The sequence below is a fragment of the Paenibacillus sp. J22FR83 genome (assembly GCF_059691955.1).
The window spans coordinates 158,598-170,689 of the sequence record NZ_JCAUAM010000009.1 but is presented as its reverse complement, the minus strand read 5'-3'; the positions used below and the strand labels follow the sequence as shown (position 1 = coordinate 170,689).

Genomic DNA, 12,092 nt, shown 5'->3' with positions numbered 1-12,092 from the left:
GCTAAATCGGACTACAGCCGCTAATCTCCTCCAAATCTCCTATTTAAGTAGGAAAAGTCGAACTAATCAGCTTCCAAACGTTTACAGCAACTGTCGTCAGCAGGTTGGATGGGAGATTGGCCACAGTCGGTTGGATGTAGGGCTAGTCTACTCTCACACCGATAACTTCTCCACCAGCTGGTGAGAAGCCAGCACTCGATCCGCCCGAATGCCGCAAGCATTCGGATCCTCCAGCGAGTCCAAGAAATGCTGGACGACTCCGGCGAAGCCTCTGCGCTCCAGCACCGTGTCCCAGCTGCCGAAGGTGCGCAGGCGCGGAGCGGCATTCCTATCATAAAAGACCGCTGACTCCAAATTCGTCACCTCGACGGATCTTCCGCTGCCGTGCAGCTCTACTTTTTCCAAATCAACGCCAGCGAGTCTAACCATACTATAGTTGCCTATCGAGGAACCAAAACCCAGCATGCCCGAAGCATGCAGCAGCTTGCCACTGTCATCTACTTGTTGGTGCGAGGCTCTCACCTCATATGCGCTTTCACCCAACCAAAGCAGCGTATCCAACATGTGAATCAAGTCGTCATAGAGCGTTTCCTTCGCACTATGCCCTTGCAGCTTCGTACGGTGCTTAACGGCAGACGCTACGTCGAATCCGCCCGCTTCCTGCAACCAGTTTTTCGCTTCCACATACAGAGGTGCATAGCGACGATTGAAACCAGCTGCAAGCAGCACACCTTTGCTTTCTGCATAGGACGCCATTTCCACGGACTCTCCCCACGCATACGAAAGCGGCTTATCGACATATATGGCCACACCATGCGCCATACACTTCATCGCAAGTTCATAATGCGTCGAAGTCGGACTATGCACGAAAACAGCATCCAACCCAAGCGCTAACAAGTCATTCAATTGTGTCGTCCCGAACGGGATTCTGTACTTCACTTTCATCCGTTCGACGGTCGCTGGCGTAGAGCTCATAATCCCTACAAGGTCCACCCGTTCATTGACGGAGAGCAGTGGTAAGTATACTTTTTGCGCAATATCGCCTAATCCGATAAGGCCTATTCTTTTTTTGGACATATTAATTGCCACTCCTTATCTCTGTTCGCAACACATATCGACCTACCCACAATCCTAGTATGAGCAAAATCGCTCCAACCAACGTAGACACACCGTAGATCTGCACCCACATCGGTTGATCGGTAATCAGGGCATAAATCTTCCCGCCTGCAACTGGCCCTAAAAACGCTGCAAAGCCAGTGATCGCTGAATACGTAGCAATGTACATCGGACGTTCACTCTTTGGCGTATCGCCGATCGTAAAGGCAAAAACCATCTGATTAAAGCCGCCCAAACCAATTCCTAGCACAATATGAACTAAGAATAGTACAACAACAGCTGGAATGAAGGCGATCGCTCCCCATAATAAACAAGCTAATGCAATAATCGGAAGCGACCATAATAGCAAAGTTTGAGCCGAGAATCGTGCATTCAAATTTCCCCATACATAATAGCTAGCCATCATGACTAACGTATGTACCACGGTAATATAGGAAACAGTTCCATAGGATACATTCATCAACTTCAACATGACATAGGAGAAAAGCGGCACCGTTAATCCTTGCACGAAGAGGAAGGCGGCCAAGAATATAATCGCTTTGAGAAACGCGCGGTCCATCAGTGGCTTCCGGATCATCCCAACTGGATTGGAGGCTGTTGAAGGCTCGAAAGGCGGATTCGGATACAAAAAGTAAGCAATCACGTTAAGAACCACACATACACTTACGATCATAAAAAGGTAATTGAAGCCCTGCTCACCGGGATACCTATCGAGAATCTGACCACCTACGAATAGCGCCAGTGAGCTTACGCCACCTAGAATGGTATTCCGCATTCCAAAATAACGACCACGAATCGGTCCAGGTACCGCGTCGCTGATTAGTGATGTCCACACAATTCCCCCTGCCGCATTCCCCAGATGCGCAGCCGTGTACAGAATCATATAAGTGATGACCCAATACTCTTGCGGCAAGACAAAAGGAATTAAACCTACACAAGCCCATAAGACACGATGGGTTGATCCGAAAATAATCAGCATGCGCTTCCGATTTTGAAATTTCTGCATGACAACAGCCATCCCGATTTGCACAATGTTCACGACTGTTGTAATGGCAAGAATAAGTCCAATTTCCGTCGAGCTTGCTCCTAAGTAAATCAAGTAACCGGTTAAGAACGGCCCCCCAAGCAGTTGAAAAATAATAACAGCAGGAAAGCCCTCGAATGTTGCGACGAGTAAACTTTTACGGTAATTGGACATTTTTTTCTTCGGCTTACGCGCATTCGGATCGAATAGTTTCATAGGTATAAAACTCCTTTTGTCGGTCTAGCAAGGTTAGTAGGATCTAATAGTTTACAACCTATGGGTTGCTTATGTTAAAATAGGAAAGACTACCTAATCTATCATGTCAGGCGGGATTATCGAAACCTTATGAAATCTAAATATTGGGGTTTGCTGGCAACATTGTTGCTCTTTTTGATTTTCATTGTACTCTCTCTGAAATTTGAGTCAACTACTTATTTGTATGTCGCTAGTGTTTGCCCGATTCTTGTCGTCCCCTTTTTACCAGATATCCGCTCGAATCAATATATTAAGCCCAAAGGGAACGGCGCTGTACGCCTCATTTCAATGGAAAACAAGGATGGCGGAGATACTGATTTTCTCGTAATTCTTTTTGAACCGGGTTATATCAAATGGAATGGCGGCAAACTTTTCTTCAATCTCTCAGATAATATGAAAGATGTGTATGTAAAGCCAGATCCATTTGCGGCAACGCTTACTGTACTCAAATATGATCTGTTCAAGCATCGCCGTAAGAAACATTGGATTGGCATTTCCTTATCCCAGCTTCAGCAGCGCACCGAACAGCTCTCTTATACAACCAATGAAGTAAACCGTCTAATTATTCGTACTTCGGATATTGAAGAATTGCTGCAAACCAACTTTAAACAACCTGCTTCTGTAGGCCAACAAGTTGGCGCTTAAGGGGCACCAAAACACAAAATCACCCAACGCTTGAGATCTCAGTCTACATGCAACAAGTAGGTTTGAGAGTTTCAATCGTGGGTGATTTTTATTTTAAAAAGATTAAGTGCGGAGCTCGTCGCACAAATACGCTGCTAACGTACGAACCATTACACCAGTTGCCCCTTTGGGCTCGATGCCTTTGGCCGACCATAACCAAGCTGTACCACCGGTGTCCAAATGGATCCACGGCGTTTCTTCGGCAAAGTATCCGATGAACAGACCTGCCGTAATCGCGCCTGCCCAGCGGTCGGAGGAGGTCGCATTTTTGATATCCGCTACATCACTCTTTAGCATCGCACGATATTCAGGATAGTTGGGAAGCTGCCATACTTTCTCACCAGCAGCTCCTGCTGCTTGTAGAAATGGTTTAATGAATTCATCGTCGTTCGTAACGGCTCCTGTTGCGATGTCTGCCAAAGATATCAAAATCGCACCCGTTAATGTCGCTACATCGATGAGTCGGTTCGCCCCTTGCGCTTTCGCGTAGGTGATTCCCTCTGCCAAAATAATACGACCCTCCGCATCGGTATTGAGTACCTCCACGGAATGCCCGCTGAGCATCGTAACGATATCCCCAGGACGGTACGCCGTACCCGACGTCATATTCTCCGCAGCGGGAATGACCACAACCAGATTCACCTTCGGTTTCAATTGACCGACGACGTGCAGAGCTCCAAGCAGTGTGGCAGCTCCGCCCATGTCACTGATCATTTCTTCCATGCCGTCGGGCCTTTTCATCGAGATACCGCCGGTATCGAAGGTCACGCCCTTGCCGACGAGGCCCAGCACGTCGGCGCTATCTGGATCACCCGTGTAACGCAGGGTGATCATGCGGGGCGGGTGGACGCTGCCCCCGCCCACCGCTGTGAGGCCGCCCATCCCGCGGGCGGCGATTTCGCGCTCATCCAGCACTTCTACGGCGAAGCCATAGTGCTGGGCGAGCTTGATGGCTTCCTCTGCGAGGGAAGCCGGCACAAGCTTGTTGCCCGGGAGGTTCGTGAGATCCCGGGCATAGTTCGTGCCTTCCGCAATCGCCTCGGCGGCTGCGACTTGTTGAAGAAGCGCTGCATCCGCAGCCGCTTCCGTGAGCAACACCGCCTGGCGCAGCTCCGCGCGCGCAGGCTCGTTCTTGCGGTACGCCGCGATGCGGTACGTACCGAGGAGCAGCCCTTCGGTCAGCGCCGAGGCGGCTGACCGGGTGTCGAAGCCGCTTGGCAGCTTCAGCGCCAAGCGTTCGAACTGCAGCGCGAGCATCTTGCGCGCTGCGAAGACCGCGGCTGCGCGCAGCGTATCGCGCGTGGCAGCGGGGCCGAGCCCCGCAACCAGCACGTACGCGTACGGCAGCAGCCCGTGGGTCGGCAGCGCCTCTAGCTCGCCTGATGCGCCCGTGAATAGGCCCTTTGCGCGCATGCGCTCAAGGGCCTGGTCGAGCTGCGGCAGGCCGAGGACGCCGTCCTGGCGCAGCTCCGCTTCCGTGAGGCAGACGAGAATCGCGTCTGCCCCTTCTGTATTTTCCAACAACGAGGTGTACACACGCGTTGTAATGTCAGTTATTCTCGTAAACATAGGAAAATGATCCCTACCCTCATCCAAATTTCAACCCTTACTCTTAATTCTTATTTCCTGTCTTTCTACTCCACCTTGCCGCTATCTTGCTACTTTACTATACATCCAATCCTGTTACTCTAACTTGCTTCCTAACTTGTTACTCTACCTTACTCGCTACACTTCTACTCTAACTAGCTTCTTAATCTTGTCTCTCTACCGTACTCTCCATCTCGCTCCCCTAACCAGACTACTCCGCCAATTAACTATAAAAACTCCCGTTAATTCCTTACTTTCTCGCCAAAAAATCCATTTAACTGGAAAAACTCCAGCTATTTTCCACCGAATTGCCATTTTCAAACCAATCTAGGCAAATTAACTACATAAAATCCATCTATTCCTCTAAATTCATCGGATTAATCAAAATTAGCTGTACTTTTTCCATTTATTCGCGTGAGGAGTCGCATGTTGGGTCACCTTCATACGGTATCGCGCACATGCACCTACATGCCCTACTCCCTTGTTCCACACTCGCACGCACCTATATACCCTACTCCTAGCGAAACTCCTTACTCTCCCTAATAAAACGAAGCAGCCTTCTGCACGACCGATGACATTGGCAATTGGTACGGACACTTCGCTTCACACAGTGGGACTACCTTACAAGGGTCATGGTCTGCACAGCTAGTTATTTTCTCCTGATGGCGCTGGAAAAATCCATTCCCCTTCGGCAGCAAGCCGAATTTCTCTCTGAACTTACTAGCGATCATCACATCAGGGATTGGGATTTCCAGTGGACATGAGCAGTAATTGCAACGTCTGCAATCGTGCTCACCTAGTTCAAGTGCGAGCTGCTCTAGTTCACGGCGCTCCTCGGGGCCAACTTCTTTCAGTTGCGCATCCAAGTTTTCTTGCACTTCCTTAACGCTGACCATCCCCGAAATTGTTACATGCACATCTTGGCTATACGGATAGCGGATCGCCTGTTCCACTGGTTGAATGAATCCACCTGACAACGGCTTCATGGCGACGCGCATCAAATCCATCTCAGCTGCTTTGGGAATTAGCTCATCCAAAGCAAAAGGCTGTGCCAAGTTCAGATGAAATAGAATTTGCGAGAACTGCTCGTTCGCAATCCATTTGACAAGTAGATCTGGACGATGTCCGGAAATGCCGATAAATCGCACTTTGCCCTCTCGCTGAGCCTCTAATGCCGCCTCATAAGCGCCACCGACTTCCATCGCTTTCTTATATTCCGTTACGTTATTCACATAGTGAATTTGTAATAAATCAACATGATCGGTCTTCATGCGTACTAGGCTTCGCTCGATTTCCGCTTTCGCCGTAGCATAATCACGTGCTCCCGTTTTCGTTGCCAAGAAATACTCCTGTCTTCGATGCGAGATGCACTCCCCTATAATTTCTTCACTATTCCTATATGCTGCCGCAGTATCTATGTAATTAATGCCATGGTCCAAAGCATAATTAAGCGCTTCTCTCGCTTGTTCCAAAGGAACGCTAGGCAAATTCATAGCGCCAAACCCTAATGACGACACTTTATAACCTGACTTCCCAAATGTTGAATACTTCAAGCCCTATTCCCCCTCAGGTTTGCTGGTCTACAACCAGATTAACTTACTCTATTACTTCTTCTTCCTCACGCTCTCCCGCAAGAGCATTCACTTCACTTCAATATTGTAATACAAGTCACTTCTACTTTCCATGCTGCAAGAGATCCCGTACATGCAAAAACACCTGAGACAAATGCCCCAGGTGCTCTTCCTTTATCTTCTTCCCTCATTTTGATTCCCATTGTCGTCCCTATCATTATTTCCCCAGCCCCAGTTGACTCCGGGGAATTTCCCGTTGTCATCCTTAGAGAATGGGTTTACCGTAGGTTTACTTGAACTCGTTGGTTTCACTGTAGGCTTAGCTGTTGCCTTGGGCGTCGCTGTCGCCTTAGGGGTTGCAGTAGCCTTTGGTGTAGGGGTGGCCTTCGGCGTCGCAGTTGGTTGCTTCGTTACCGTCGGTTTCTTCCCATCATCGTCATCATCCCTACGATCCGGCTTTGGGGTCGGTTTGCGATCATCATTCTTGTCGTTATCGTTCTTATCGTTGTCATTATTCTTATCAATTCCGTTATTCTTACCATTGTTATTATTGTTGTTATTTCTTCCGTTATTGTCATTCTTGTCTCTATCGTTCTTCGATGTTGGCGTCGGCGTCGGCTTCTTCGTTACCTTGCTTGGCGTATTGCTTCCTGTGTTGTTACCTTTGCCGTTGTTATTTTTGCTGTTCTTATCATCATCTTTCGTAGATGAATTAGATCCAGATTTGGCAACGGGAGTTTGCCCAGCTCGTTCACTCAGCTTACCGGACTTTTCGTCAGCAAGTAACCTTTGCAAAGAAGACTTATCAATCGGCTTATCCGGTTTAACGAACGTTTGAATACCACCGTTGTCCTTCGCAAGTTGATGAATGGAAGTTGTTTTGATGTCATCCAGCGATACTTTCGCACCATTATCAATGGCATTGAGATAGATCGCGTATTTCCCTGCGGATACACCGCTAGCTTTGGCTTCCTGCCTAATTTCTTGTGGTGCAGCGAAGGCTTGCACTTCATAATTCTTCACTTGATCCGGATGACTCTCTTCGATGTGTTTATTAACCTGAGCTTTCAGTTTCGTCGCGATAGCTTCGTCGTCGACTTTTGTTTTGGCGCCTACAACTGTGGAGGAAATAATAATATCTCCTTCACCTTTCGCCAATGCCCCTTGCTCGGCTTTATCGAGAATATCAGACGTTACATCCGCTAAGGACTTACCTTCATACACGAGGGCCTGAATCAGATCTTCTCCGTCCGTATTCAATCCACGCAGATCACGAACAATTTCCTGATTATCAATGCCAATTTCAACACTTGGATTAATATCAATACTTACATACGCAACTACGCTATTGCCGGGCATGCCGCCTGACAAGGTTGTAACTAGAACGAAGCATACAACTATGGCAGCAGCCAATGCGGAAACGATGGCCATTTGCGGTACTTGTAACCGACGCTTCAGAGGTGAGTAGAGAATCTCTTCACCTAACTCACAGCTGCGCGTCCCCCGTGGTAACTTATCAAAATGCCCCTTTGAATTCATCACAATAATGGAGCTTTCGCTTAATTCCATTACGATCCCCTTGTTCATGCGCTGTTCTTCCTTTCATTCAACTTTCTTCATCACGAATATGTAAGTAATCCCGTAAATACGGATAGGGTCCGTTAAAAATAAGAGCAATGGCAATGATGTACTTACGATTTCGTTCCAACGTTTTTCTAGATACTTGAACTTGCTCGAGCAGCTCTTTAATTGGCAGCTGTCGTTTCGTCAACAGAGTGCGCATAAGCTCTGAATCCAGTGCAAGCGTGCGGCCGATACCGAATAGCATCTGCCTTGAGTCGTCATGCTTGGGGGAGGCATCCGTTAATTCTGAGAAATTAATGTCAAAATCACTTAAGCAGCGATTAAAATCAATAATCTCACTTCGCCTTTCTTCTAAACCCTTCTGCTTCTCATAGGCTTCGATGGCTTGATGAACCTCAATTGGATTCATTAAGTTGTCTTCATCATCTTCTTGATCAAACGAGCTATAAGGGATTTGTCCTTTAAAGCGTGACTCCTTACGAATAAAATCGATGAGTCTTCGCCTGATGACCGTTTCTGCAAAACCAAGAAATGATCTTCCCATGACCGAAGAGTATTGATTAATAGCTTCATTAAAAGCTGCTAAAGCAATGCTAAACTCATCATCTCTTGCAGGATCAATGAATCTTTTGCAAAACCTACTCGTTACTTTCGCTACATAGGGCTGATAATCTGCAATAAATTGATTCCTTAGTCGTAGGTCTCCTTTTTGAATCTGATGTATGGTTACCTCAAGTGAAGAGGCTTGCGGTTCATTTTTTCCGTGGGACTCATTCTTTCCCAGAAACTTTTTGAATAGTACCAGTAGCACCTTTCCACCTCACAGTATAGTAGTTTCGTCCTTATATATAACAATTCAGGGGGTATGTATAATGAAAATTATAAATAATTTGCTGATTCATTATAACATAGATCTTTAAATGAGCACCTACTGGCAAATAAACCCTTGTTCACGGTTTCAATTGCTTTATCAATCCTTTATAATATTAAGAAAACCTCTATCAGGGTGCCATCTCAGATGAGCCATGTTGAATAGCGGAGGTACGACAGGGAGGTGTTTTATATATGGAAGCAAGCAATCACTTTGGAAAGTTTCTTGAAACGTTACGAGGCAAAGCTTCATTGCGTAAAGCAGCTAATAAAAGCGGCCTATCTCATGCATATATTAGAGATTTGGAATTGGGTCGTAATCGTACGACCAATGATGTTATTAAACCATCTCCAGAGACATTGAGAAAGTTGGCACAAGCTTATCAATACCCGTATACGGATTTACTTAAAAAGGCAGGATATTTAGAAGAAACTTCCACATGGTCGAAGCCTGGGCAAGCCAATCTAGATACGATCTGGTATGTTGAATTTGGCATTCAATCCATTATCTACTATTCAGAGGACGGCATGCGTGAAGAACAGGTTGAGTCTCTCGTGGCTTTCACACACTTTATTGAAACATTAACAGAGCATCATTTTGTGAAAATGGATATGCATCTTTTCGTAAATTTGAACAAAATAAAAAAGTATGCCTCCGCAGAAGGCAAACTTTATTTTGATACATATGAAAATGCTCCCTTCATTATTGCCGCAGCAATCCCACAAAAGAAGTATCATCAAACTATTCTTGATTATGTCGCATTTAATAATGGACACGCCTTGGAATCATTAGGTCATTCAAGTCCCTCATCTTTGAATGCCAAGTTCTTTACTTAGCATAACGTAGATGAATAGAATTGTGGCCATACTCAATAGCTGAATGGGCATCACGACACTGAATACATTATCACTAAAAGCATGACGGTAGATCATGCCGATAATAACAACGATCATGTATAAATAGGCCCCGATATTCTCTCGATTGAATGGTATTCTCGTATAATGCGAAAGAAAGGTAAATCCTAATCTCCGCTTATATAACGTCATCAGGAATACGAATTTACCTAACAGAATTAAGAAACGTGTCGTATAAGAAACGGCAAGTTCATCTTTAATGACATGATAGGCTTCATCTTGTGTGAAATTGATACAAACATAGACAGTCGTTGAAATTAGAACTGGAAGTATGTAACCCGAAAGTGCAATGAGTAAAGCAGGTACGAACCGATATCGCCATACACACATAAGTAAGATACATATGATGCATACCAATATGAGGGGCGAATTATTAATTAAGGAAAGTAGTGCTCCCACCAGCACGGCAAGCGATATTTGTTTCCAATATGGCTTTATTCGAATGCGAAACAGCAACAAGGAGAATAAGACCATGGGAACAAAATGAATAATGGCTAGTATCAGTTTTACCCATGTGAACAATTGCGCTTTCCCCATTTCTAAGCGACGAAGTTATACGATAAGCAACTTTTTAATTTTTATCCTTACATTTAAAAGTATACAAGATATTTGTACTTTTGCCTTCAAAGTGGACTAAGTTGGCTGTTATAGCGTATAAGATGACAAAATTTTCTGCGATTGTCTAGAAAGGATTGGAGTGAGATCCGTAAATGAAGCATGGCTTTACAGTCGCCATCGTAGAAGATAATTACTGGGTAGGTCAATTATTAGAAAACTATTGTCAGCAATGTGGCTTACAGGTTATATCGATTGTATCGGACGGGGAACAATTTCTACGGGATTACGATAAGCTGCAACCTGATATCCTGCTCATGGATATTGGACTTGAGGGGAAATTGGATGGCATCTCCGTTGTGAAAGCCTTGCGGTTTTCGGGGTACCAAATGAAGGTCATTATGGTTAGTGGAACTACGAATACAGAGCATATCTTGACTGCCTTCCATGAGCTTGATTCTGTCTACTTTCTTTCCAAACCAGTCCTACTGCCCAAATTTCAAGCGGCCATTCGCAAAACGATTGCAGAAATTCAACTAGAGCGAAGCCGTACTTCAGAAGAAATACAGCCTGCTTCAGCAACGTGGATTACTGTTAAAAATCAGAAATCACAGCTTCCTATTTCCGAAGATGCGATTCTCTTTGTGGAAAAAGAGGACAAACGACTCTCCAGAATTCACTTGGTGAATGGCGCTCAAATGGAATCCAGCTCGAATTTATCGGATATTCTAGCGCAAAGCACACCCCATATGTTCAGTCCCTTCAAAGGCTATCTTGTGAATCTGCGGCATGTCGTTTCGTTTGTGAAAGAAAGCGGGTTCCCCACTTCTCGGAGATTTCTCATTCATTTGCGACATACCTCCGTCAAGATTCCACTTAGCCGTGATTTGCAGAAGGAATTCGCAAAATTGCTGCAGGAAGTCAAATAAAGCCGCACTGCATGTGCAGCACGGCTCCATTCCTAACAGGACAACCTCTAAGAATTCTTAGAGGTCTTTTTATTTTTGAGCTTGTCGCGGCGTACGCTAAGCATCTTGAGTCGCTTCATGAGTTGCTCTTCCCATTCCTGGTCCTCAATCGATTTGGCGAATCCTAGCAGATCTAACGCCATATCGATTTGGCAGCGAACGATATCGAGCGGTTCCTCACCTTCATGATTCACGCAATTATCGTGCAACAGATGATCTTTGCCATCGACGTATTCAATGAAATCGACTTCAGCAGCGCCATCTCCATGGGCATATTCGGCGAGGATTTCATATTCATTCTCAACCAAATAGTGAACCTCAATATGGTGACATACCGGGCAGAAGAGGATGGGCACATTGTGAATTTGTGTACGTATATGCTTTAAAGTACCTTTTGTTCCAATCATACTAGCTCCACAGCAAAAACTCATGGGAATTCCCTCCTTAAAGTTTTGCCTTAGCAAAACTCTCCTCGTAAGCATAAGCTTCGTCAAACCCGGATTTCTTTAATATATTCGTTACAAATGTGTGAAATTCCTTTTTCATAAGAGCTCTCGGAGATGTCAAATCATTCTAAATGTGTTTGTATAAGCATAATTATAGTATTGACTGAACCAATACGTGTTTTCCGAATTCTTAAGATGAAGGGGAGAGCGGCGTGAACATGATTCCGAGTGTTTCCAGACAGATAGCTTTTGTGCAGTACGACGATCAATCCTCCAGCATGACAGTCCAGTATCATACCGGATTCAGAGCTTCCTACACCAATGTCAAACAAGATGAGTATCTCTTGCTTTTCACGTCGGCGAATCGATATGATTCTCTCATGCGACTTACGGAGAGTAGGTACATGGAAGAAAACATTTCTACCAAGTAAGCTACAAGATCACCTTTCCCCTCGGTCAAACATCATAAGCAACCGCAAGATACTCAGCAATCTCCGCCCTTTCGTAAGGGGTGGAG

The 12,092-nt window shown here is 45.5% G+C and carries 12 protein-coding genes; 4 read left to right on the top strand and 8 right to left on the bottom strand.

What is annotated here, in order from left to right:
* Positions 1 to 153 precede the first annotated feature (153 nt).
* Both AC58PV_RS17870 and AC58PV_RS17865 read right to left on the bottom strand, forming a co-directional pair.
* Positions 154 to 1,077 (bottom strand): Gfo/Idh/MocA family protein, encoded by a 924-nt coding sequence (locus AC58PV_RS17870; protein ID WP_497433582.1) that lies wholly within the window; start codon positions 1,075 to 1,077, stop codon positions 154 to 156.
* A 1-nt stretch (position 1,078) separates the two neighbouring features.
* Positions 1,079 to 2,356: an MFS transporter gene (locus AC58PV_RS17865; RefSeq protein ID WP_497433581.1), complete on the bottom strand. Its 1,278-nt coding sequence runs from the start codon at positions 2,354 to 2,356 to the stop codon at positions 1,079 to 1,081.
* A 129-nt stretch (positions 2,357 to 2,485) separates the two neighbouring features.
* On the opposite strand from AC58PV_RS17865, the gene AC58PV_RS17860 reads away from it, so the two are divergent.
* Positions 2,486 to 3,040, top strand: coding sequence for a hypothetical protein (locus AC58PV_RS17860; RefSeq protein ID WP_497433579.1), 555 nt, complete (start codon positions 2,486 to 2,488; stop codon positions 3,038 to 3,040).
* A 102-nt stretch (positions 3,041 to 3,142) separates the two neighbouring features.
* Here AC58PV_RS17860 and AC58PV_RS17855 read toward each other — a convergent pair whose 3' ends face one another.
* The 4 genes from AC58PV_RS17855 to sigI form a co-directional block, all read right to left on the bottom strand.
* A complete protein-coding gene (locus tag AC58PV_RS17855; RefSeq protein WP_497433578.1) occupies positions 3,143 to 4,648 on the bottom strand; it encodes a leucyl aminopeptidase in 1,506 nt (501 codons plus the stop codon).
* Positions 4,649 to 5,205: 557 nt separating this feature from the next.
* On the bottom strand, positions 5,206 to 6,219 hold the full coding sequence (locus tag AC58PV_RS17850) for an aldo/keto reductase (protein ID WP_497433577.1): 1,014 nt from the start codon (positions 6,217 to 6,219) through the stop codon (positions 5,206 to 5,208).
* A 192-nt stretch (positions 6,220 to 6,411) separates the two neighbouring features.
* Positions 6,412 to 7,824 carry an anti-sigma-I factor RsgI family protein gene (locus tag AC58PV_RS17845; protein ID WP_497433575.1) on the bottom strand — a complete coding sequence of 471 codons (1,413 nt, stop codon included), beginning with the start codon at positions 7,822 to 7,824 and terminating at the stop codon, positions 6,412 to 6,414.
* A 19-nt stretch (positions 7,825 to 7,843) separates the two neighbouring features.
* The gene (sigI, locus tag AC58PV_RS17840; RefSeq protein WP_497433574.1) at positions 7,844 to 8,632 is read right to left on the bottom strand and encodes an RNA polymerase sigma factor SigI; all 789 of its coding nucleotides are present in this window, start codon (positions 8,630 to 8,632) and stop codon (positions 7,844 to 7,846) included.
* A 254-nt stretch (positions 8,633 to 8,886) separates the two neighbouring features.
* Here sigI and AC58PV_RS17835 point away from each other — a divergent pair, with 254 nt between their 5' ends.
* Positions 8,887 to 9,528: a helix-turn-helix domain-containing protein gene (locus AC58PV_RS17835; RefSeq protein ID WP_497433572.1), complete on the top strand. Its 642-nt coding sequence runs from the start codon at positions 8,887 to 8,889 to the stop codon at positions 9,526 to 9,528.
* Here the strand turns inward: AC58PV_RS17835 and AC58PV_RS17830 are convergent.
* Positions 9,499 to 10,128, bottom strand: a complete 630-nt coding sequence (locus AC58PV_RS17830) for a hypothetical protein (RefSeq protein WP_497433571.1) — start codon at positions 10,126 to 10,128, stop codon at positions 9,499 to 9,501. The two genes, AC58PV_RS17835 and AC58PV_RS17830, sit on opposite strands and share 30 nt — an antisense overlap.
* 188 nt (positions 10,129 to 10,316) lie before the next feature.
* Here AC58PV_RS17830 and AC58PV_RS17825 point away from each other — a divergent pair, with 188 nt between their 5' ends.
* Positions 10,317 to 11,090, top strand: coding sequence for a LytR/AlgR family response regulator transcription factor (locus tag AC58PV_RS17825; protein ID WP_497433570.1), 774 nt, complete (start codon positions 10,317 to 10,319; stop codon positions 11,088 to 11,090).
* A 47-nt stretch (positions 11,091 to 11,137) separates the two neighbouring features.
* Here AC58PV_RS17825 and AC58PV_RS17820 read toward each other — a convergent pair whose 3' ends face one another.
* A complete protein-coding gene (locus AC58PV_RS17820) occupies positions 11,138 to 11,560 on the bottom strand; it encodes a hypothetical protein (RefSeq protein WP_497433569.1) in 423 nt (140 codons plus the stop codon).
* A gap of 233 nt (positions 11,561 to 11,793) precedes the next feature.
* Here AC58PV_RS17820 and AC58PV_RS17815 point away from each other — a divergent pair, with 233 nt between their 5' ends.
* Complete coding sequence (locus AC58PV_RS17815) at positions 11,794 to 12,006, top strand: KTSC domain-containing protein (RefSeq protein WP_236291977.1); 213 nt, start codon at positions 11,794 to 11,796, stop codon at positions 12,004 to 12,006.
* Positions 12,007 to 12,092: the final 86 nt, after the last annotated feature.

What these genes read in the sequence shown, in the direction of transcription:
- AC58PV_RS17825 (WP_497433570.1), top strand. Translation starts at nt 10,317, where the DNA reads ATGAAGCATGGCTTTACAGTCGCCATCGTAGAAGATAATTACTGGGTA.
- AC58PV_RS17870 (WP_497433582.1), bottom strand. Translation starts at nt 1,077, where the DNA reads ATGTCCAAAAAAAGAATAGGCCTTATCGGATTAGGCGATATTGCGCAA.
- AC58PV_RS17860 (WP_497433579.1), top strand. Translation starts at nt 2,486, where the DNA reads ATGAAATCTAAATATTGGGGTTTGCTGGCAACATTGTTGCTCTTTTTG.
- AC58PV_RS17845 (WP_497433575.1), bottom strand. Translation starts at nt 7,824, where the DNA reads ATGAACAAGGGGATCGTAATGGAATTAAGCGAAAGCTCCATTATTGTG.
- AC58PV_RS17855 (WP_497433578.1), bottom strand. Translation starts at nt 4,648, where the DNA reads ATGTTTACGAGAATAACTGACATTACAACGCGTGTGTACACCTCGTTG.
- AC58PV_RS17835 (WP_497433572.1), top strand. Translation starts at nt 8,887, where the DNA reads ATGGAAGCAAGCAATCACTTTGGAAAGTTTCTTGAAACGTTACGAGGC.
- AC58PV_RS17815 (WP_236291977.1), top strand. Translation starts at nt 11,794, where the DNA reads ATGATTCCGAGTGTTTCCAGACAGATAGCTTTTGTGCAGTACGACGAT.
- AC58PV_RS17820 (WP_497433569.1), bottom strand. Translation starts at nt 11,560, where the DNA reads ATGAGTTTTTGCTGTGGAGCTAGTATGATTGGAACAAAAGGTACTTTA.
- AC58PV_RS17865 (WP_497433581.1), bottom strand. Translation starts at nt 2,356, where the DNA reads ATGAAACTATTCGATCCGAATGCGCGTAAGCCGAAGAAAAAAATGTCC.